The sequence below is a fragment of the Anaerococcus senegalensis JC48 genome (genome assembly GCF_000321005.1).
Lineage (GTDB): Bacteria > Bacillota > Clostridia > Tissierellales > Peptoniphilaceae > Anaerococcus > Anaerococcus senegalensis.
This window is the reverse complement of record NZ_HE578907.1, coordinates 25,851-48,846: the sequence shown is the minus strand read 5'-3', so window position 1 is coordinate 48,846 and position 22,996 is coordinate 25,851. Positions and strand designations below refer to the sequence as shown.

General features: G+C 26.7%; 22 protein-coding genes and 2 other annotated features. Of the genes, 1 reads left to right on the top strand and 21 read right to left on the bottom strand.

Features of this window, described 5'->3' with window-relative positions; translation table 11 throughout:
- Positions 1–148: 148 nt before the first annotated feature.
- The 13 genes from serS to ASHG_RS00310 form a co-directional block, all read right to left on the bottom strand.
- Positions 149–1,438, bottom strand: coding sequence for a serine--tRNA ligase (serS, locus tag ASHG_RS00365; RefSeq protein ID WP_040396745.1), 1,290 nt, complete (start codon positions 1,436–1,438; stop codon positions 149–151).
- A gap of 39 nt (positions 1,439–1,477) precedes the next feature.
- Positions 1,478–1,643, bottom strand: a binding site (T-box leader).
- 35 nt (positions 1,644–1,678) lie between these two features.
- Positions 1,679–2,341, bottom strand: a complete 663-nt coding sequence (locus ASHG_RS00360; protein ID WP_040396744.1) for an NAD(P)H-hydrate epimerase — start codon at positions 2,339–2,341, stop codon at positions 1,679–1,681.
- Between the two features lie 9 nt (positions 2,342–2,350).
- On the bottom strand, positions 2,351–3,082 hold the full coding sequence (locus ASHG_RS00355) for an ATP-binding protein (protein WP_244264264.1): 732 nt from the start codon (positions 3,080–3,082) through the stop codon (positions 2,351–2,353).
- A gap of 26 nt (positions 3,083–3,108) precedes the next feature.
- The gene (locus ASHG_RS09230) at positions 3,109–3,309 is read right to left on the bottom strand and encodes a hypothetical protein (protein WP_244264210.1); all 201 of its coding nucleotides are present in this window, start codon (positions 3,307–3,309) and stop codon (positions 3,109–3,111) included.
- A complete protein-coding gene (locus tag ASHG_RS00350; RefSeq protein ID WP_040396743.1) occupies positions 3,309–4,067 on the bottom strand; it encodes a DnaD domain-containing protein in 759 nt (252 codons plus the stop codon). Before ASHG_RS00350 ends, ASHG_RS09230 begins: the two co-directional genes overlap by 1 nt.
- Entirely contained in the window at positions 4,057–4,620 is a 564-nt protein-coding gene (locus ASHG_RS00345) for a GNAT family N-acetyltransferase (protein ID WP_040396741.1), read from the bottom strand. Before ASHG_RS00345 ends, ASHG_RS00350 begins: the two co-directional genes overlap by 11 nt.
- Position 4,621: 1 nt before the next feature.
- On the bottom strand, positions 4,622–5,947 hold the full coding sequence (dnaB, locus tag ASHG_RS00340; RefSeq protein WP_040396739.1) for a replicative DNA helicase: 1,326 nt from the start codon (positions 5,945–5,947) through the stop codon (positions 4,622–4,624).
- A complete protein-coding gene (gene rplI, locus ASHG_RS00335) occupies positions 5,947–6,387 on the bottom strand; it encodes a 50S ribosomal protein L9 (RefSeq protein WP_040396737.1) in 441 nt (146 codons plus the stop codon). Before rplI ends, dnaB begins: the two co-directional genes overlap by 1 nt.
- Positions 6,368–8,374: a DHH family phosphoesterase gene (locus ASHG_RS00330; RefSeq protein ID WP_040396736.1), complete on the bottom strand. Its 2,007-nt coding sequence runs from the start codon at positions 8,372–8,374 to the stop codon at positions 6,368–6,370. The genes rplI and ASHG_RS00330 overlap by 20 nt, the downstream gene beginning before the upstream one ends.
- Positions 8,371–9,261 (bottom strand): DUF2232 domain-containing protein, encoded by an 891-nt coding sequence (locus tag ASHG_RS00325; RefSeq protein WP_040396734.1) that lies wholly within the window; start codon positions 9,259–9,261, stop codon positions 8,371–8,373. Before ASHG_RS00325 ends, ASHG_RS00330 begins: the two co-directional genes overlap by 4 nt.
- 90 nt (positions 9,262–9,351) lie before the next feature.
- Positions 9,352–10,098: an ABC transporter ATP-binding protein gene (locus ASHG_RS00320; RefSeq protein ID WP_040396733.1), complete on the bottom strand. Its 747-nt coding sequence runs from the start codon at positions 10,096–10,098 to the stop codon at positions 9,352–9,354.
- A gap of 1 nt (position 10,099) precedes the next feature.
- On the bottom strand, positions 10,100–11,065 hold the full coding sequence (locus ASHG_RS00315) for an ABC transporter permease (RefSeq protein WP_040396732.1): 966 nt from the start codon (positions 11,063–11,065) through the stop codon (positions 10,100–10,102).
- A 28-nt stretch (positions 11,066–11,093) separates the two neighbouring features.
- Entirely contained in the window at positions 11,094–12,191 is a 1,098-nt protein-coding gene (locus ASHG_RS00310) for an ABC transporter substrate-binding protein (RefSeq protein WP_040396730.1), read from the bottom strand.
- Between the two features lie 51 nt (positions 12,192–12,242).
- Positions 12,243–12,465, bottom strand: a binding site (T-box leader).
- Between the two features lie 184 nt (positions 12,466–12,649).
- On the opposite strand from ASHG_RS00310, the gene ASHG_RS00305 reads away from it, so the two are divergent.
- Positions 12,650–14,764 carry a metallophosphoesterase family protein gene (locus ASHG_RS00305; RefSeq protein WP_040396729.1) on the top strand — a complete coding sequence of 705 codons (2,115 nt, stop codon included), beginning with the start codon at positions 12,650–12,652 and terminating at the stop codon, positions 14,762–14,764.
- A gap of 24 nt (positions 14,765–14,788) precedes the next feature.
- On the opposite strand, the gene ASHG_RS00300 is transcribed toward ASHG_RS00305, so the two are convergent.
- The 8 genes from ASHG_RS00300 to ASHG_RS00265 all read right to left on the bottom strand — a co-directional run bounded on the left by ASHG_RS00300 (position 14,789) and on the right by ASHG_RS00265 (position 22,867).
- On the bottom strand, positions 14,789–15,376 hold the full coding sequence (locus ASHG_RS00300) for a hypothetical protein (RefSeq protein WP_040396728.1): 588 nt from the start codon (positions 15,374–15,376) through the stop codon (positions 14,789–14,791).
- A 51-nt stretch (positions 15,377–15,427) separates the two neighbouring features.
- Complete coding sequence (locus ASHG_RS00295) at positions 15,428–16,204, bottom strand: enoyl-CoA hydratase-related protein (RefSeq protein ID WP_040396727.1); 777 nt, start codon at positions 16,202–16,204, stop codon at positions 15,428–15,430.
- 143 nt (positions 16,205–16,347) lie between these two features.
- Complete coding sequence (locus ASHG_RS00290) at positions 16,348–17,826, bottom strand: DUF1846 domain-containing protein (protein WP_040396725.1); 1,479 nt, start codon at positions 17,824–17,826, stop codon at positions 16,348–16,350.
- 85 nt (positions 17,827–17,911) lie between these two features.
- On the bottom strand, positions 17,912–19,033 hold the full coding sequence (locus ASHG_RS00285) for an FAD:protein FMN transferase (protein WP_084689265.1): 1,122 nt from the start codon (positions 19,031–19,033) through the stop codon (positions 17,912–17,914).
- A gap of 3 nt (positions 19,034–19,036) precedes the next feature.
- Positions 19,037–19,507: a hypothetical protein gene (locus ASHG_RS00280; protein ID WP_040396723.1), complete on the bottom strand. Its 471-nt coding sequence runs from the start codon at positions 19,505–19,507 to the stop codon at positions 19,037–19,039.
- Positions 19,500–21,305: a 1,4-alpha-glucan branching protein GlgB gene (gene glgB / locus ASHG_RS00275; RefSeq protein WP_040396721.1), complete on the bottom strand. Its 1,806-nt coding sequence runs from the start codon at positions 21,303–21,305 to the stop codon at positions 19,500–19,502. Before glgB ends, ASHG_RS00280 begins: the two co-directional genes overlap by 8 nt.
- Positions 21,295–21,921, bottom strand: a complete 627-nt coding sequence (gene udk, locus ASHG_RS00270; RefSeq protein ID WP_040396719.1) for a uridine kinase — start codon at positions 21,919–21,921, stop codon at positions 21,295–21,297. The genes glgB and udk overlap by 11 nt, the downstream gene beginning before the upstream one ends.
- A 1-nt stretch (position 21,922) precedes the next feature.
- A complete protein-coding gene (locus tag ASHG_RS00265) occupies positions 21,923–22,867 on the bottom strand; it encodes an NAD(P)-dependent oxidoreductase (RefSeq protein WP_040396718.1) in 945 nt (314 codons plus the stop codon).
- Positions 22,868–22,996: the final 129 nt, after the last annotated feature.

The following is a 22,996-nucleotide window of genomic DNA, read 5'->3' as shown; positions in this document are numbered from 1 at the left end:
CTTAGCAAGTTTGTGATTTTGAGTTTTTAAATCTAGAAATCACCAATTTTTGAAGTTCGATATTTGCGCTTGAAGATTTATTTACCTTCAAAATCCTAGCTAAATAGCTAGGATTTTTTGAGTATTTATTAATGAGTATCTGTAAGTTCTATTTATTTTTTGGAAGTAATTTTTCCATTCCACCCATATACATTTGTAATGGTTTTGGAATTTTTACTGATCCATCTTCTTGCAATAAGTTTTCTAGAAATGCAATTAACATTCTTGGAGGAGCAACTACCGTATTATTTAATGTGTGAGCAAAATAATTTCCTTTTTCTCCCCTTAATCTAATTTTAAGTCTTCTTGCTTGAGCATCTCCAAGATTTGAACAAGAACCTACTTCAAAATATTTTCCTTGTCTTGGGCTCCATGCTTCAACATCGCATGATTTAACTTTTAAATCTGCTAAATCTCCTGAACAACATTCTAGTGTTCTTACAGGAATTTCTAGAGATCTGAAAAATTCTACTGTATTTTGCCATAATTCATCATAAAATTTCTTTGAATCTTCTGGTTTACAAATTATAACCATTTCTTGTTTTTCAAATTGGTGAATTCTATAAACTCCACGTTCTTCTATTCCATGAGCTCCAACTTCTTTTCTAAAACATGGTGAATATGAAGTCATTTTTAATGGCATATCTTTTTCATCATTGATTGAATTTATAAATTTACCAATCATTGAGTGTTCACTTGTTCCGATTAAATATAAGTCTTCGCCTTCGATTTTATACATCATATCTTCCATTTCAGCAAAACTCATTACTCCAGTAACAACATCAGATCTAATCATAAATGGAGGAATGTGATATTCGTATCCCTTATCAATCATAAAATCTCTAGCATAAGAAAGAATTGCTGAATGAAGTCTAGCTATATCTCCTTTTAAATAATAAAAACCAGCCCCTGATGTATCTCTTGCAGAATCTAAATCAATTCCATTAAAACTTTCCATAATATCAACATGGTAAGGAACTTCATAATCTGGAGTTACATTTTCACCAAATCTTTCAATTTCCACATTTTCGCTGTCATCTTTACCTATTGGAACTGAATCATCAATCATTTGTGGAATCACTTGCATTTTTTCTTTTAATTGGTCTTGGAATTTTCTAGTATCTTCTTCAATTTGAACAAGTCTATCATTAATATCGCCAACTTCTTTTTTAACTTCTTCAGCTTCTTCTTTTTTTCCTTGACCCATAAGAGCACCGATTTGTTTTGAAGTTTTATTTCTTTTTGCTCTTAAATTATCTCCTTCAGTTTTTACATCCCTTAATTTTTGGTCAAGTTCAATAACTTCATCAACCAAAACTAATTTTTCGTCTTGGAATTTTTTCTTAATATTTTCCTTAACAAGATCTGGGTTTTCTCTAACAAATTTTATATCTAACATATTTCCTCCTAAATTTAAAAATAAAAAAATCTCCTCCCAAAAAGGGACGAGATTATCGCGGTACCACCCAATTTAATGAAATAAATTCATTCACTTTAAATTTATAAGCTCAAAGACGGATTCATTAACTTTCACCAAAGATTTTCACCAACCATCTTCTCTCTAAAGGTTATTTTTAACTACTACTTCTCATCATAGCTCTATTCAATTAGTTATAATATACTTTCATTTTATTTTTTTTCAAATTTCTATAAATTTTTCAATCGCTATTTTAGGCAGCCCTATATCGCAGATGACAGTTTTATCCCTAAAATAATTATCTTCAAAAAGACCTTTTTTTAAAATTTGCATACAAACAATTAAATCACTATCTATATAAGTCCCATAATTATTTTGACCATTTGCATCAAAACCTGAAGGAAGATCAATTGAAATTGTATAGATATTTTTCTCATTTATTAAATCAATAATATTTGCATAAATTCCTGAAACAGGCCTATTTAATCCAGTACCAAAAATTCCATCAATAATTGTATTAACTTTATCAAGATTTTCTCTTAAAAAATCCATATCCTCAATTGTTTCAATTGAATAAATTTCTTTTGTAAGATTTTTACAAGCATTATAATTTATAATAAAATCTTCACTCGCCTTATTCTTATTTCCAACAATATAAATATAGCATTTTTTTCCAAGGCTAAGTAAATTCCTTGCAAGAGCAAGTCCATCAGCCCCATTATTTCCACAAGAAACAACAATTGCAAAAGTCTGTCTTATATCAAGATTAATATTATCCATCACAGAAATCGCTGCCCTTTCAACCAAACAAAGGGATGGAATTTTAAGCTCATTAATTGCAAAATTATCAATTTTTTGCATGGTTTCACGATCTACTAAAAGCATAATTAACTCCTAAAATAAAAGTCTTAAATCTTCTCCAAAAATTTCCATTACCTGACTAGATCCAATAATTCTTGAAAAAATTCTTGGACCATAAACATCCATAAGATCATTAACATCATAATTCGATGAAAAAATTATAGGTTTTTTATTTATTATCCTATCATTTACAATTTCAAAAAGATTTGCTTCGTTAGAATTTCTATCATTTTCGCTTCCCAAATCATCAATTATTAAAAGATCTGAGTCAAAAATTAAATCATAGGATTCTTGCAATTCTTGTTTTTTTTCAGAAAAAGCATACAAATAATCATTCATAAAAGAAAATAATTTTGTTGCAGTAAGGTAAATAACTGAATAATTTCTATCCAAAATTTCTTTTGCAATAGAGTTTATTAAAAAAGTTTTTCCTCTGCCAACTTCCCCGAAAATATATAGATTTTTGTAAACTTTTCCAAAATTATTTACATAATTTTTAGCATCTTTTCCAACTCTAATTATATTTTCATAGGGACTTAAAGGATAGTCCTTATAAAGATTTTTTGAATACAAATTTGTATTAAAGGTCCTAAAATTTTCCCTTTTTAAAAGACTACTTATATTTGATTGAGAATATTTTCTTTCAATGATTAATTTTTTCCTGCACCTACAAGTTTCAGTATTTACAAAACCAGTATCCTTACAAATATCACAGTGATAATGGATTTTAAGATAATCTTTTGGGTAGGAATTTTTTACTAGAATTTCTTCTTTTTCCCTATCAAGCTCTTTTAATTTTTTTTATAATCATCTACATTTTTACCACTTTGGGCATCAATTGCAGCCCTTCTACCCAAAGATGATATTGTATTATCAATCACCTTCATCCTTGGAAATTTTTCATATATTTCTATTTTTCTTTTTTCCTGATCTTCTTTATTTTTTATTCTTCTTTTTTCAATTATTCTTGAAATATTGTCATTGGGACTCATTATTTATCCTCTCCTTCAAGAATTCTTCTAAATCTTTCCTCTCTAGCTTTTTGGGCGAAAGCTTTTGCATCAAAATCTTTATTTTTTGACCTATAAACTTTTTTTGCGCTTTTATATTTTCTGGGAGATTTTTCCCTCGATAATTTTGCTCTTTCTTCTTTAATTTTTAAATCATTTAAAGAAAAAACACTTTGGTCTCTCCAAGTTTTCAAAAATCCCATTACATATTTTACATCAACATTATTTACTTCTTTAGCCTGCCTAAAGGCTTCTGTAACAAGTTCTGGATCTTGCTTATATTCATCCAAAGTTTCATGAATCCTTCTAATATCTTGAGGGGTAAGTTGTCTTTGAATGATTCTTTCAACTTGGTCAAACATAACAGACTTTCTTTTAGAAATATCTAGCATAGATTCAGACTTATTATTACTAGAATTTCCAAAATAAGCCTGTCTTAGGGAAATTATTTCTAGATAAACTTCGCCATTTCCAATATCTTTTTTTCTAAATACTCCCATATTTGTCCAATACGAAATAATTTCCTCCATTTTTTGATCATCAAAGGCAAGCTGTTTTTTTATTTTTTCTAAATCAACTTGTCCTAAAGATTTTAAGTCCTTATATATAAGCAAAAAAACTTTTAGGCTATCACCGTCTGCCATGGGTACATATGTATTTAAAAACATATTTTCAAATGATGTTTCTCCCATATCAAGACTTAAATTTTGAATTTTAAATTTCAAATTATTACCTTCCATCTTTTCTTATTCTCATCTTTGTTATTACGCTATAAACCTTGCCATTTCTAAGTATAAAATTTTCACCATCTGGACATATTTCTTGATTTTCAAAAACTTCTATAGTTTTTCCTATAGCTTTAAATCCTAATTTATCATACAGATTAAAAGCTCTCTTATTAAAATCATTTACATCAAGATATAGCTCATAAAATTTCAAATCATTAAAATAATAATCTAGTAAAATTTTCATGGCCTTATATCCATATCCTTTTGAAGTATATTTGGGATCAAAAACTATACCCAATTCACTCTTTCTTAAAATAGGATTATAATTTTTTAGACCAATAAAAGCAATAAAAGAATCATCGTCGATTTTTTTAACTGCAAAGTATCTTTTTCTATAGATATTTACATTCATAAACCAAACTTCGCAATCAATTTGAGAAAAATTTCCATAATTATAGCCTTTGAGCCTTTCATCTTCATGCATATCCCATTTTCTCAAATCATAAGCATCGTCTAAGTCTATTTTTTTTAAATATATTTGATCATCTTTTCCAATAATTTTCATTTTATTCTTCTTCGTGACTTAGCTCCCTAAAAGTGGTGCATTGTTTATGGAAAAATAATTCCATAAGACCTGTAGGACCATTTCTATGTTTTGCCAAAATTACCTTAGCTACATTTGGATTATCATCTTCATCATAATAATCTTCTCTATATAAAAGCATAACCACATCTGCATCTTGTTCGATTGCTCCAGATTCACGAAGGTCTGATAAAATTGGTTTGTGATCTGATCTTTTGTCAGCCTCACGAGATAATTGGGCAAGAGATAAAACTGGACAGTTTATTTCTTTTGATAAAGATTTTAATCCTCTAGAAATTTGAGCAATTTCTTGTTGCCTATTATCAAATCTTCCCTCTCCAGTCATAAGTTGCAAATAATCAATAACAATTAAATCAAGACCTTCTTCAGCCTTTAATCTTTTACACTTACTTCTAAGCTCTGACAAAGTTATTCCTGCAGTTTCATCTACATAAATTTCTTTTTCTTTAATTTTTGTGATTGCATTTATAATTTCAATCCATTCATCAGCTTCCAAATTTCCTGTAATTATTTTTTCAAGATCAATCATTGAAACCATAGAAATTAATCTTTGATTCAATTGATAAGTTGACATTTCTAGGGAAAAAAATGCAACAGATTTTCCAGCATTAGCTGCATTCCATGCCATAGTAAGACCAAGAGCAGTTTTTCCCATAGCAGGTCTTGCTGCGAGTAAAATTAATTGAGAGCTTTGTAGTCCTGATAATTTATCATCAACACTTGAAATTCCTGTAGTAACTCCAGTAATTTTTCCATCATTTAAACTTAAAAGTTCTAATTGTTTTATGGTTTCATCCATTGTTTCAGAAACTCTTACCAGACCATTATCAAGATTTTTTTGACTTATTTCAAAAATTCTTGATTCTGCCATTTCTATAACTTCTTTAGCATCCTTTTTTTGCTCGTAAGATTTTCCTACTATATCATCACATGCTGTGATTAAGGCTCTTAATAAAGCTTTTTCTTTGACATTTTCACAGTACTGATCCATATTTGGAGTATAAAACGAGGAGAGTGTTATTTCTACTATAAACTCCTCTCCTCCAACTTCTTTCAAGATATTTTCTGATTTTAATTTTGATATAAGACTTACTTCATCTATTTTTATATCTTTTTGATACATATTTACTAAAGTCTTATAAATTCTTTGACATCTTGAATCATAAAACTCATATGGCTTTACTAATTGTATAGCCTGGTCTATGCTTTCACTTTTTTTAAGTATACAACCAATTATGGCCATTTCTGAAGAAATATCACTAGGCATTTGCCTAAGAGTTTCTTCCATTATTCTGCCTCAACATTCACTTTTAATTTTGCAGAAATTTGTTGGTAAAGTTTTATTGTTACTTCATATTTTCCTAGAGAATCAATATCCGCTTTTTCGATTTTTTTCTTATCAACTTCAATATTCTTTTTATCAAGTGCTTTTTTGATATCCATATTTGTAATTGAGCCAAATAATTTACCATTTTCTCCTGCTTTAACTTTTATTGTTATGTCAGTTTTTTCAATTTTTTCTTTATTTTCTTTAGCTTCTTTTATATTTTTATCTTCTTCTTCTTTAAGTTGTTTTAAATGTTCATCAAGTTTTTTTAAATTTTCTTTATTTGCCTCTACTCCAAGATTATTTGGTAATATATAATTTCTAAAATAACCTTGTTTTACATTTACTACTTCGCCTTTCTTTCCAATTTTTTTAACATCATCAGTTAGTATTATCTTCATAATCTTCAACTTCCTCCTCAAGGTATTCTTTTATTGCTTTTTTAAGCATTACTTCTGCTTCATCTATACTCATATCAAGTTGGGTTGCAGCTGAGGTCAAATGTCCTCCTCCACCAATTCTTTCAAGAATTAATTGTACAGAGATATCTCCCAAGCTTCTTCCTGATATGTGAATTCTGTCGTTTGATTTTGTTAAAACAAAACTTGCTCTAACACCTTTTATATTTAATAAATCATCTGCTGCTTGACTTGCAATTAATGTTGATCCGTCCATTTCTCTATTAAAATGACCTATAGCTATAAAATCATTAACAACAGTTGAATCTGCTATCACTTCTGATTTATATTTTACTATTTGAAAATCATCTTTAAACATTCTTTTTATAATAATGGAATCTGCTCCCCATCTTTTTAAAATTGATGCAGCTTCAAATGTTCTAACTCCAGTTTGATAAACAAAATTTTTCGTGTCAACAGTAAGTCCTGCAAGTAGAGCTTCTGCAACTGGTACTCTTGCTTTAAAAGATTCATCAAAATAATTTAAAATTTCTGTAACAAGTTCGCTTGCACTTGATGCATAAGGTTCTATATAAGAAATTGTTGCATTTCTAATATAATCATTTCCTCTTCTATGATGGTCAATTATTACAATTTGATCAGTTTTGTCTAAAATTGATGGAGCTTCAGTAGAATTTTTTCTGTGGTTATCTGTAACAATTACCAAAGATCCTTGGTCCATTAATTCTAAAGCTCTAATTTCTGTTACAATATTTTCTCTAAATCCTTCTAGATCTTCTATAGTTCTATTGTAAATATTTTCGATAGGTTTGTTTACGCCATTTAAAATGAAATAACAATCTTTTCCAATACTTTTTATTCCCTCGTAAATTCCAAGAGCCGAACCAAATGAATCCATATCTGGATTATTATGTCCCATTACAAAAACTTTTGAAGAATTTTCTACCATTCTTTTTAAGGCTTGAGAAATTACACGACTTCTTACTTTGGAAATTTTTTCTGTAGCTTTTGATTTTCCTCCATAATATTCGTAATTATCTCCTTCTTTTATTACAACCTGGTCTCCTCCACGAGATAAGGCTATATCGATTGAAACTCTAGATTCTTCATAAATATCTATTGGTTTTGATCCAGAAAGTCCTACACCAACTGACAAAGTTGGTTCTATAGAATTTCCTTTTTTAACTTCTCTTACTAAATCCAAAATTTTAAATTTACTTTCATAAATTTTTACATAATCATCATAATGAATCATAACCATGTATCTATCATTTTCGTATTTTCTAACCATGGCACCATATTTTTCAAAATAATTCATTATAATTCTATCAATTTCACCTGTAAGTGATGACCTATCACTTGCTTTTGTTGATTGCCTTAAATCATCATAATTATCAATATACATAGAAAGAACTACAAGTCTACGCTCTTTAAATATTTTTTTAATATTTTCATCACTTGTATTATCTATTCCATAAACAAATGTTAATTCTTTACCATATTTTTCTCTTTTTATTGTTGAATAATAAAATTCGAAAGTTTTATCATAAATATTTACTGTTATTGCCTTATCTGATTCTTTTGAAAAATCTATTTCATTAAAATCACTTACAAAACTATTTATGCTTTTTCCAATTAAATTCTTTGCTTCAAATAATTCTTTAAAATTTGAATTATGCCATTTTATTATCTTGCCCTCTTCCAAAATAACTATGGGAAATGGAATTTGAAAAACAATATTTTTAGTGATTTCATCAAATGAATAATCCATTTCATCAATATAAGATTGGAAGAAATCCTCATTGTGCTCATCAATTTTTCTAATATAAAAATATAATACAACGACAAGAATAATTCCTATAGTTGCAAATATTTTTTCATAAAAAAACAAAATTATAGATATAACAAGAGGTAGGGCCAGAATAAACAAATAATTTTCTTTTGTAAAATATTTTAATTTTTCTTTCATGCTACCCTCACTTTTTTTCTTAAGTTTATAAATATATCTAATATTCCAACTAAGGCGATAGCCTCAGATATATAAGTAAATAGTAAAAATATGAAAAACCAATTTATAACTTTTGAGACTTTACTTTTTTTAAATGATATATAATAATCTAATAAAAATGTTCCATTTAAGACAAATAATGATTTAAGTGTAACTATTGCATTTAAAATAATAAATTCATTTGAAAGTTTTAATAATTTACAAATAATTATAGCTACAATTAAAGATATAAATATAATGATTAAATCTTTTGGAACTATTCTAAATGAATTTATCTTTTTCAAATCTCTAATATTTTTATATTTAAAATTCAAATAGTTTCTAACTAACTTCAAAGATATTAAACTATAAATTAGTGAAAAAATAATTACAAATGATGGAATAGTTTTTATACTATTTTCTATCATTTTATTTTCAATTTTAATATTTTGCTTAGAAATTATTTTTTCAAATTCTTTTGTAAGTTCAACAATCTTAATATCATACTTATGGTAAAGATACCCAATTATTGCTAAAGATAAAACTGACATAATTATAGTTAATACTTTTAAACTAAATTTATCTGTTTTATTTCTTTTTATCAAGTAATATAAAAAATTTCCATAAATAATCATTGGAAATAATATATAAATTGTAAGTTCAATATTCATTATGGAAGAAAATAAACCTGATGTAAATAAAAATATAATTTTATTTTTATCATCTAGTTTCCACAATTTTATAGCCGTAAAAATTGGAATAAAAAATGCAAATATCAAATAATAAGATGATAAATAGGCTAAAGAAACATTTATTAGTCCAAAAATTATTGCAGCAATTTTTTTATTTTTATTTAAATATTCATTCATAAAAATCCTTTCTTTTAGAAAGATTATCACATAGATTATACAATTTTTAGAAAAAAAAGCTAACCTAAATATATTTAGGTTAGCTTATGTTTAATAATTTAAAGTTTTTAAAATTTTATTTCTGTAATTTATAAATTTATCGCTTGTCCTATCTCTAGGATAATCTAAATCGATATCGACAATTTCTTTTACTCTTCCAGGTCTTGGTTCCATGATTATAACTTTTGATGACATATATACAGCTTCTTCTACGTCGTGAGTTACCATTATCATTAAATTTTTAATTTCTTGCCATAAATTTAAAATTTCATCTTGCATATTCATTCTTGTAAAAGCGTCCAAACTCCCCAAAGGCTCATCTAACAAGAATACTTCTGGCCTTGCAATCATTGTTCTAATCAAAGAAACTCTTTGGGCCATTCCACCTGATAATTGTTTTGGAAATGAATTTTTAAATTCACTTAGACCAACTTTTTTAAGCATTAAGTCAATTTCTTTTTCATCGATTTTTTCTTCGTTTTTTAATGATCCAGAAAATCCAACATTCTCACCAACTGTTAACCATGGAAATAGTGTTGGCTTTTGAAAAACCATTCCTTTTGTTGAAGAAGGTTTTTTAATTTCTTCATTATCTAATAAAATTTTTCCTTGGCTTGGTCTAATTAAGCCCGAAATCAGTCTTAGCATAGTTGATTTTCCACAACCTGATGGCCCAACTATTGACACAAATTCATTATTATCAATTGATAAATTTATATTTTTTAAGGCATGAGTTTTTTCATCTTCTTCATTTTTTTCAAATACTTTTGAAACATTTTTTAATTCTAATTTGCTCATTTTACACTTCCTTTTGCCATCTTAATGCTTTTGATGAAATCTTTTTTAAGATTATATTTACTATAATAAAAGTCAAAGCTAAAATTATTATTGCCCCATACATTGAAGAATAATCAGCCCAAGAAGATTTCCATGTAATATACCAACCTAGTCCTGATTCAACCCCTAGCATTTCTGCAACAATTAGTGATGTACAAGCTGAACTCATACCTGAAATTAAACCTTGGAAAATATTAGGACTTGCTGATGGTATAGCAATTTTTCTTACCAATTCATTTTCACTTGCTCCCAAAGTTTTTGCTGCCTCATAATAAGATTTATCTACATTTTTAATTCCTGTCATTGTAGCAAGAGTTGTTTGAAACCAAACTCCAAGTCCTATAATAAAAACAGCTCCTCCAAAAAGACTTGTTGCTAAAACCATAACTACTGGAATCCAAGTTGTTGTTGGAATTGGTCCTAATAATTTTAAAAATGGATCTACCCAATAATCAACTTTTTTAGAATAACCAGCCAAAATTCCTGTAATTATTCCAAGAATAGCTCCAATAAAATATCCTGTAAATAATAACTTTAAGCTTGCAAGAGTTGATTCTAACAAAAATCCCTTATCAGAAATCATAGAATTCATAATCATATCAAGCCATGCAAAATATGGTAGTGGTAAAACTGCAAATTTTAATGTTAATAGGTCATAAATTATTAAAATAGCAAATACAAATGAATATAAGGGGGATTTATATCTTAGTTTTTCGCCTATTTTTTCATTTTTAAATGATATTATAAAAAATATCAAATAAAGACCTAGTAAAAATATCAAAAAATATAAATAAACAGGAGTTGCTTTCATATTTTTTTGGTGATTTGGAAAATATAAATATTCCAAAATTGCAAAAATCGCAAAAATTATTGGTAAAATTTTTCTAAATATAGATTTTTTTTCACCATTAGTCCTTTCATTGTCCATAATACTTTCCTTTTCTATAAATTATTTTTTATTTTTCATCATAAAAACTACCCATAGGTAACCAATATGATTTCATTAATTGATCTACACTTCTTTGATCTTTTATTAATCCAATTTCTTTATAATCTGTAAAAATAGATTTTAAAGTATCTTCTGCAAGATCATTTTTTACAGAATAATCATATGATTCTACAAGTTCAAGTCCTGCATCAAAATCTCCACTAGCTAGATTATTATCAAATAATTTTTGAGTAGCTTCTTTTGGATTATTTTGCATATAATTATTTGCTTCTTGAATTGCAGTTGCAACCTTATCAGCTATTAGTGGATTTTCTTTTGCAAATTTTCCATTAAAAGCTAATACACAGCAAACTTCTTTTCCAAAATCTTCATCGTGAGTCATAGATCTAATTGCTCTAATTTCTCCCTTATCTACAAATTGTTTTGCAAATTGATCATCCAAAACAGCAGAATCAATTTCTCCATCTTTCATAGCTTGAATAACTGCTGCATTATCAACTTGTTTATAAGTTACCTTATCTGGATTTACACCATCATGGTTAAAAAATCTTAAAGCTGTATTATGATTTGAATTACCAATTCCATTTGTTATAGCAAGATTTTTTCCTTCAAGCTCTTTTGTTTTTGTAATTTTACTGTCATTTAAAACATAAAGAGATTTACATCCAGTATGGGAAGCTGATGAAAATACTATATCAAGTCCTTTTGTAGCTGGAACAATCATTCCTGCAAATTCTCCAACTAAGCCATCAAGTTTTCCACTTCCCAAAGCATCTTTAGGATTTTTTGTATTTACAAATTCAACTTCTACATCACTATCTTTAAAATATCCATTTATATTCGCAATATTTGGTGCACCCAAGCAAAGATCTCCAGAATAACCCAATTTTATTTTATCCTTATATCTTGGTTCTTCTTTTATATCTTTTTTTGCATTTTCTTTTGCAATTTTTTGTACATCTTCAGTCTTAATATTTTTACTTTCACTTACATTTGACATACTTTCACTTGGATTATTTTCACCATTATTTAATTGGCTCTTGCAACCTGTAAAAACAAGAGATCCAATCAACAAAACACCTACAATTTTTGATTTGATTTTCATAGTACCTCCAAAAAAATTTTTATAAAAAAACAATAGAAAAAGCCCGTCCAAACAAAGGACGAGCTACCGTGATTCCACCTTTTTATTTTCATTACAATAACAAAAATCTCTCAGGGTCTATAAACCCTTATCTTGATAACGGTAGATGCCGCTACAGCCTAATATCGGTGTAGAACTCCAAGATGCATTTCAATTTATTTTAACTTGGTTAATCTCAGCAAAATAACCTCTCTGTAAAGTATGATAAATCTACTCTTCTTTTCCATGTCTTTTCTATTACAAAATTAATTATACAATCCTTACTAAATTAGTCAAGATAATTTTTGAATTTTTTAAATTATCTGTTAATAATTATATATCTTAATATTATTCTAATCTTTTTATTTTAAAATTCAATTAAGCTTAATTTTTTTATTTACAATAGGGTATATTTAAATTAAGGTAAAGAGAGGGATTTTATGGAAAATAAGAATATTAAACTTAGCATTTTATCTGATACACATATTTTATCAAGAGATTTGATGGCTGATAATAAAGAATTTAATATGGCAATTAAATATGATAGAAAATTTTTAGTTGAAGGCGAGGGACTTTTAAGATCTGCTTTGAAACTTTCTAGTGAAAATGGAAGTAAGTATATAATAATTCCTGGAGATTTGACAAAAGATGGAGAGAAAAAATCTCATATTGAAGTTTCGAATATTTTAAAAGAATGGACTGACGAAGATAAGTCTAGGAAAGTATTTTTAATTCCAGGAAATCACGATATTAATAATAGTAGTGCCTTTGATTATAAGAATTTAAAAAATACTCAAAATATAAATCCAAAAGATTTTTTTGAAATTTATGATTTTTTATACAAGGATTCTGTTTTAGAATTTTATAAGGATAGTCAAATTTATAAATCATATCTTGGAGAAATTAATAAAAAATATGAAAGAGATTTTGAAAATTCTTACTATGCCCAAGGATATGGATCTTATGTGGCTAGAATTAATCCAAATTTAGAAAAGAAAAATTCTCTTAGCTTAATTTTTATTGATACTTCTATTTATTCTTGCGATTATGAACAAAATCATAAAGACGCAAAAAATAATGTTGTTGGAGCTTGTGATAAAAATGTTTTAAAATGGGCAATAGATGAGATTGATCAAGCAAAAAAAAGAGCAGATATGGTTTTTGTTATTTCACATCATGCTTTTATTCCAAATTTTAGAGATCAAAGACTTGTTCTAGGCCCATTTATAATTAAAAATTGGAATAAAAAATATAAAGATTCAGATCCTAGAATAAATAATAAACTTCCTATAGAAATTTTGGCTGATTGTGGAGTTAAATTTTTATTCACAGGACATTTACATGAAAATGGAACAGCAAAATACAAATCACCATTAAATAATGAAATATTTAATATACAAACAGGTTCTACAGTGACCTATCCTCTTCCTATAAGACATATTAATATTTTTGATGATTTAAAAGATTTTTCTGGTTTTTCTATAGATATGAAAACTCAACTTATAAAATCTTTTGGGTTTTATAATTTAAAAGGAGAAAAAATTAAAGTTAGTAATTCTATATCATATGCCTTAAAAAATCAATTATCTTTAAAAGATGTTCTATTTAATTATGTGCATTCTATGGCTAAAAACCCTGTTATTTCTCAAATGGATATAAAGAAATTTATTATAGAAAGATTAAATACAAATCTAAATCTAAATCTTTCTAAAAAAGGATATATAAATCAAATTTTAAAACGTTATTCTTTTAAATTTCCAATGTATATAGAAAAATTTGGCTATATAGACCTAATTGATGCTGGTGGAGAAATTTTTATAAAAATAGATTCTTACAAGTCTCATGGTTTAATAAAATCAAAACATTTAGAAGAATGTCTTGAAATTTTAATAAATCAATTTGAAGAAAAAATTATGACAACTGATAATATGATTTATTATTATGATAAACTTGTAAAAAAAGCCTTATCTATGCCTATTTCAAATGATAAGCACAATTTATATGATTTTTCAAATTATATTTACCAATATAAGGCTCTAGATGAAAAAACAACACCAAATTTTGTGGTTGAATTTTTAGCAAAACTGAATAACCCTAATTATTCTATTACAGAAGAATTTATAGATTACTGTCAAAATGAAATAAATGAAATTTTTGAATTTTTGACTATGAATATAAGGTTTGAAATTGATGGGTCAAAAGATAAATTTTTTGATAAGTTGATTTCAATAAAAGGTTTATTTTTTAGAAGTTTAATTAGATATTTAAAAAGAAAATCAAATAATTTATATGATTTAATAACTTTTATTTCAAAATTTATTTTAAAAAAAAGAAGAGTTAATGGAGTTGACTTGGCAAAATATATCATAAATTATAAAAAAGTTACAAATTTAAAGCAAAATATAGGGAAAAAAATGCTAGGAAGAGCAAATTTAAGATCTTATATTGTAGACTTAGTAAAATCAATCAATAATGAAGTAGTAGAAACTTACGAAAATGAAGATTTAAATGAAAGAGACCATTATTTTTCTTATGTGGAATATGAAGATGAATAAAAAGGACATTTTAAAATGTCCTTTTTAACTTGTTATAGTAATTTCATAGGCCATAGAATTATCTACATCTACTACAAATCCTAGCCCATTTCCCATGCATTTATTTAAATATTTTATAAATTCATCTTCATTCATCATCATAGGTTTAGCCATTCCACTTTTTGCCATCATTTTTACATCTGGATCAAGCTTAAATTTATAAATTCCTTCATCAAAAACTTCTTCTCCAATGCTTCCTGTCATTTCTTCATTATAATTTAAAACTCCAGAAAATATTAAATATCCATCTTCAAATTTTACAGAATTAATAAAACCAGTCTTAGGATTTGCTTTTGATTTATCAACTAAACTTGAATAATAAAATCCATAAGATGTTAAAATATTCTCATCATTTTCTTGTGTTTGTTCTATATCTTCTTTAGATAATTTATTTTCTTCTATATCTTCCAAATCAAATGATACTTCTTCAGATATTTTTTCATTTATAATATTTGAATTAATATTAGAATTTTCTAGATTATCACTAGTTTCTATTAACCTTGTTGTTGATTTTTTAGAACAAGCTGTAAGAAATATAGATAAAAAAAGTAAATATATTAATTTATTTTTCATAATTTTTCCTTTAAAAAAAAGCCCAGAAAAACTGGGCTAATAAATCTAAAATTAAAAATCAGATAAATCTGCTTTTCTTTTTTCTAAGAATGCTGTCATTCCTTCTTTTTTATCATGAGTTTCAAAAGTTGATGCAAAAGTGTTAGCTTCTAATTGAATACCAGTATGAAGATCAGATTCAAGACCTAAATTAATTACTTGTTTTGCAAGAGTTACTGCATAAGATGCTTTTGACATAATTTTTTCTGCCATTTTTGTACAATAATCCATCAACTCTTCTTTTTCTACAACGTGATTTACAAGACCTATTCTGTAAGCTTCGTCAGCTTTTATAGAATCTGTTGTGAAAATTAATTCTTTTGCAATTCCTTTTCCAACAAGTCTAGGAAGTCTTTGTGTACCACCAAATCCTGGAATTATTCCAAGACCAACTTCTGGTTGACCAAATAGTGCATTTTTAGATGCAACTCTTATGTCACAAGCCATAGAAATTTCACATCCACCACCAAGGGCAAATCCATTTACAGCTGCGATTGTAACTTGTGGCATTTCTTCAAGCATATTAAATGTTTCATAAGCTAGCATACTCATTTCTCTTCCTTCTTGTGGTGTAGCATTTACCATTTCAGATATATCAGCACCAGCTACAAAAGATTTTTCTCCGCCACCAGTTAAAATTAAAACTTTAACATCTTTTCTTTGTCTAATATCTGAAAAAGTTTCATTTAATTCTTTTAAAGTTTCTGAATTTAAAGCATTTAAAGCCTTTGGTCTATCAATAGTTACATAAGCAATTTCATTTTTTACATCTACTTTTACGTTATTCATATTTTCTCCTTTAAGATATTTTTTAAAAACGCTTTCTATATTTTTCATCTTATAACATTGATTAATTTTTGTCAAGCAAATATAGTAAATAGAATTATTTCTTTTTAAAATTTTTAATAAAAAAATTCCCCTAAGGGAATTTTTTAAATATTTAAGTATGCTTGGTCAAGTATTGGATCTTGGGTAAAGTTAAAATGCATTTTTAATAATGTTTTTTTGTCACTTTCATCAAGAATTATAGTTGAGTGAGCATCAAGTCCTTTTAATTTATTTAAATTTTTAAGGGCATGATGAGTAACTGGATTTGTTGTTGCTGAAATTGAAAGGGCAATTAAGACATCATTTACTGACAAAGATTCGTCTCTTTCTTTTAAGATTTCTTCTTTTAATTTTAGAACTGGTTCTAATATATGAGGAGATATTAATGGTATATCATCATTAATTCCAGATATTTCTTTTAAAGCATTTAAAATGCAAGCTGCTGGGGATGACATCAATTTTGATTTTTTTCCTGTTACAATTTTTCCATCAGATAGTTCTATTGCGAAAATTTCCGCATTTTTTTCTTTTTGTTTTTCTCTTGCAATCATGGATACTTTTCTATCACTTGCTTCAATATTTAAACTACTCATTAAAAGTTCAATTTTTTCTACAGCCTTATAATCTGATTTTGCAAGTTTAAAATCAACTAAAGAATTATAGTATCTTCTGATAATTTCATTTTTACAAGCTTTTATTGTTTCTTCTTCATTATCTATGCAAAATCCAACCATATTTACACCCATATCTGTTGGTGATTTATAAGGGCAAGATCCTGAAATTTTTTCAAACATTTGTTTTAAAATTGGAAATGCTTCAACATCTCTATTATAATTTACTGTTGTTTTTCCATAAGCTTCAAGATGATAAGGATCGATCATATTTACATCATTTAAGTCTGCAGTTGCTGCTTCATAGGCAATATTTACAGGATGTTTTAAAGGAAGATTCCAAACAGGAAAAGTTTCAAATTTAGCATATCCTGCATTTATTCCCCTTTCATTTTCTAGATACATTTGTGAAAGACAGGTTGCAAGTTTCCCACTTCCAGGACCAGGGCCAGTAATTACAACTAAATCTCTTTGTGTTTCAATATAATCATTTTTTCCAAAACCATTTTTACTTATTATATTTGGAATATTATTTGGATATCCTTCAATATCATAAGTTTTATAATTTTTAATATTTAAACTATCTAAATATTTTCCATATTTTATTGCTGATGGTTGATTGTCAAATTGTGTTATTACTATTGAATTTACAAAAAATCCCAAATCTTCAAAAGAAGTTTTTAATCTTAAAACTTCACTATCATATCCAATATCAAGATCTGACCTTATTTTATTTGATTCTATATCATTCGCATTAATTACTATAACAATTTCTGTTATATCTTTTAACTTTTTTAACATTTGTAACTTTGAATCAGGCAAAAATCCTGGCAAAACTCTTGACGCATGTGAATCATCAAATAATTTTCCACCAAATTCTAGGTACAACTTATCAAATTCTTTTATTCTTTCTTCAATTTTTTCAGATTGAATTTTTATATATTTATCATTATTAAAAGCTTTTTCTACCATTCTTACCTCCTAATCATAGATTATATTATATACCAGATGAAAAAATTTTTGAATATTTTTATTAAAAAAGATGCGAAGATCGCACCTAATTTTTTTCTGTTTCGTATTTGTCCCAATTTTTAGTTTTATACATTTTTCCATCTTGATCAATCCATAAAGCTTCTGCCTTATATTTTTCAGCTAATTTTTTTCCTTCATCCAAATCTTTTATAAAAAGAGCTGTTGAAAGGGCATCTGCTTTTGCTATATCATCTGTCATTACAGATACGGATTTGAAATTTGTTGATGGATAATTTGTATCAGGATCTATTATATGATGATATTTTTTACCATCAATTTCAAAATATCTTTGATAATCTCCACTTGTTACAAGAGAAGTATTTTTTATTGCAACTACGCTTGAATATGGATGATCTTCAGAAAGTGAAGGATCTTGAACTGCTATTTTAAATTCACCATCTTCTTTTGTAGGATTTTCTCCAATTATTGCAACGTCGCCACCAACAGATAAAATTCCAGTTTTTAGACCTTTTTCTATTAATTCATTTTTTATTAGCTCAGTTGCATATCCTTTTCCAATTCCACCTATATCCACTTGAACATTTTTATCATTGATAAAGGCTGTTTGATTTTTTTCATCAATTTCTAAAGCATCAATATTTTTATATTTTCCTGCTTCATTTAATTCTTCTTCATTTGGAAGTTTTGCATTTTTCTTATCATTTAAGGCAGCTTCTCTTTGGTCAAGCCAAATTTTTAAAACCCTACCGTAACATATATTTATATCACCATCAGTTTCTTTGTACCATTTTTTTCCTTCATTTAATAAATCAATAATTTTTTTATCTAGCTTTACCTTTTCTTTTCCTGCATTTTCATTTAGGGTAGTAACATTGTTAACCCCATCAAATTTATCATAATTATTAAAAAGCTTGTGGTATTCTGCCATTCTTTTTTCTACCAAATCTTTGTATTTATTAAATTCTTCTTCATTTTTGCAATAAGCAGAAAAGGTAGTTATTGTATCAAAATAATCATAGATTGTAGTTTCATATTTTTTAACTTCTTGATTTGAATTTTCTGTGCTAATACTACTTTCTAGCTTACTCTTTGCTTCTGGTTTTACTTTTTCAACTTTTTTATTACATGATGATAGAGCTAAACACAAGCCTAGCCCTACTATTGTTAATTTTATTTTTTTATTCAAAACTTAATCCCTATTATATAAATCTATAACTTCCATATCCTTTGAAACTTTTATGTCTTCTTCTTGGGCCCAATTTAATAAAATTGATCCTGCAACTTTTTCCCTAAATTCTTGAAGTTTATTTTCAAGTCCTAATTCATAAATTAAATCTAAAAATTGTTCATCTGCAGAATATTCATTATAATTTTCTGAAAGTCTATCTCTATCAGCGCTATCCAAATATTCCATAAAAACTTCTCTAGCAAGTTTTTTATTTACAGCCTCACGCCCTGGCATACATACAAACTCGTCCATATTATTTTCTATATCAATGTAAGACTCTTCAATATCATCATTATTATCCATATCATCATTTATTCTTATTAAATCTAAGGTATCAAGATTTAACCAAATATTTTTTAAATATGAATTATCCCAAATCGTCCATTTTTCTACCAACCAAGAAAGATTGATAGCTTCTTTATTTCTACTCATTTTCTTTTATCTCAAAAATCACAGCCTCATATTCCCAAAGCTCTAATTTAAGATTTTCCCCCCTATTTATTTTTATATTTTCTCTTTTATATTTATCTCCACCATATTTTTCCCACATATTATTGATTTTTTCAACAAAAATTAAATTTTCATCATAGGAAATAGGATACGATTTTTTATAAGTATTTGTCATATTTAATACTATCAAAAATCTCTTCTCATTCGCAAGTCTTTCATAAGCAAATACTGAATTTTCATTATCATCTACAACTTTCCACAAAAATCCTTCTTTCTTATAATCATTTTTATAAAAGCTAGGATTATCCTTATAAAGGTGGTTTAAATCTTTAACATAATTTTTGAAGGCTGAATGGATAGGAAATTTTAAAATATCCCAATTTAAAGATACATTTTCATTCCATTCATCAAAAGTTGCAAATTCATTTCCCATAAAATTTAACTTTTTACCTGGATGAGTCATTTGATAAGTATTTAAAAGTTTTAATTGTTTGAATCTATCTTCATAAAAACCATTCATCTTATTAATCATTGGTTTTTTTAAATAAACTACCTCATCATGACTTAGAGGCAAAAGAAAGTTTTCATTATAAAAATAAAACATAGAAAAATTAATTTTTCCCTGATACATATGTCTATTAATTGAATCTATTTCAAAATATTTGCAAGTATCATTCATCCAGCCCATGTCCCATTTATAATCAAAACCGAGACTTTCTTTTTCATCTTTTTCTGTTACAAATTCAAATGATGATGAATCTTCAGCGATTTTCATAAAACTTGGATAATCCTTTGAAAGATTTTGGTTTAAATCTTTTAAAAAATTCACATTACTATGATTTACTCCCCTGTCTTTATTACCATCGTAATAGATCATATTAGAAACTGCATCAATTCTTATGCCATCAAAATGACATTTTTCAATCCAAAAATTAATGGCAGATTTCATAAAACTTCTAACATGACCTTTTGAATAATCAAAATTCAAACTACCCCACTCAGAATATTGTAAATCTTTATAGTCAGATTCATAAAGACTAGACCCATCAAAATATTTTAAAGCATAGTAATCTTCTGCAAAATGTACAACAACAAAATCAAAAATTACTCCAATATTATTTTGATGGCAAAGATCTACAAATTTTTGCAAATCTTTAATTGTTCCATATCTAGAAGATGGGGCAAAAAAACCAGAAACTTGATATCCCCATGATGGGTAATATGGATGTTCTGTAATAGGCATTAATTCAATATGAGTATAGCCCATATCTTTTACATAAGAAATTAATTTATCAACTATATCCAAAAAATTTGGCATAGAATTATATCTAAGCCAACTTCCTGGATGAATTTCATAAATGTTTAAAGGCTTATCCAAATTTTTTTCTCTTTTTTTAAGCCAATTTTTATCAGAAAAATTATATGAGCTATCAATTATTTTTGTAGCAAATTCTGGAGACTCATCAAAATAATGTCCAAATGGATCGAATTTTTCAAACTTATATCCATTATTTTCAATTACATACTTATAATAATCTCCCTCTTTTGCTCTAATAAATTTATAAAAATATCCGTATTTATGATTTTTAAACATAGAAACTTCTTGCCAATTTGAAAAATCACCTTTTAAATAAACCATATTTGCATCAGGGGCATATATTCTAAAAATATAACCCTCATCTTTTTTTATAGCTCCAAAAATCTCATGGCCTATTTTGGAATTTCCTGATAAGTAATCTTCGATTTTTTTAAAATCTACTTCAAGTAATTTAACATCCATTTTTATCCTCAATCAAATCCTCAATATGCTTTATCAAAATTTCAATTCCTCTGGTATTTTTTGCACCTCTTGGAATTATAATGTCAGCATATTTTTTTGTTGGTTCGACATATTTTTCATGCATAGGTTTAACTTGCTTTATATATTGAGTCAAAACTGATTCCAAGCTTCTTGATCTTTCTTTAGTATCTCTTAAAATTCTTCTTTGAAGTCTAACATCGCTATCAGCATCAATAAAAACACAAGTATCTAGAATATCTCTAATCCTTTTATCATATAAAACCAAAATCCCTTCAATCAAAATTATTTTTTTGGGACTTACACGAATTGTTTTTTTACTTCTTGTGTGAATTTTATAATCATAAGTTGGCATATCTATATCCTTGCCAACTTTTAAATCCAATAAATCTTTTATAAACATATCATTATCAAAAGATGATGGTTTATCATAATTAAGTTTTTCTCTATCTTCAAAGGAAAGATCATCATGAGCCTTATAATAATTATCATGACCTATTACATATAAATCTTCTGCAAAATAATTTTTAATATAATCTACAATCGAAGATTTTCCACTAGCAGATCCACCTGCTATCGCTATAATTTTAGTATCCATATTAGTTAACTCTATTTACAATTTCACCATCAAGAAATTTATATAAATTATCAAAAACAATTTCACACCTAATTTTCATTGCTTCTTCTGTCAAATATCCTACGTGATTAGTTAGAAGAACATTTTTTGCATTTCTTAGTGGATAATCTTTATCTAATGGTGGTTCCATATCAAAAACATCAATTCCAGCTCTTAATTTATCTTCATTTAATAATTTTGACAAATAATTGTTGTCAACAATTGGACCCCTAGCACAATTTATTAAAATAGCTTTATCTTTCATAAGATCAAATTCATCTTTTCCAATAAAACCTATAGTTTCATCATTTTGAGGAAGATGGATAGATACAATATCTGAGTTTTTCAAAAGTTCTTCAAGACTTACATATTTTGCTCCAAGATTTTTAACCTGATTTTTTTCACTTTTGTTAAAGGCCAAAATATTTGCACCAAAAGCTTTAAATAACTCAATAACTCTTGTTCCAATTTTTCCAGTTCCAATAATTCCTACAGTTTTTCCTTTAATGATTTGACCTAGAAGATTAAAAGATTCATCTTCAAATATATTTTTGTTGTTTTTATCAAATTTTCTCATAAGAGAAATTGTAAGACCTATTACAAGCTCAGCAACAGAATCATCAGAATATCCACTTGCATTTTCAACTATAATATCATTTTCCTTACAAGCAGCCATATCAACATGATTATATCCTGTAAAGGCTACATCAATTAATTTTAAATTTGTATTATCTATTACTTTTTTTGAAAATTTATTATTTGTTATTATAGCTACATCACTATCATTTAATCTTTCAATTATTTCATCATCATCTTTTGCACTTTGGTTAAAATATTGAAATTCGTGGCCTAAGACTTCAATTTTTTCCTTATGTTTTTCTATAATTTTATTATCAACCATTAATGGATCTATTAAAGAAATTTTCATCAAAACCTCCAATTTTTATCTTTTTAATAATTTTTCATCTTGGTATTATTATACTATAAATTCATTTATTCATCACAATATGAAATGAAATAAAAAATCAAATAATATTATTCTGTTATATTTAATAAA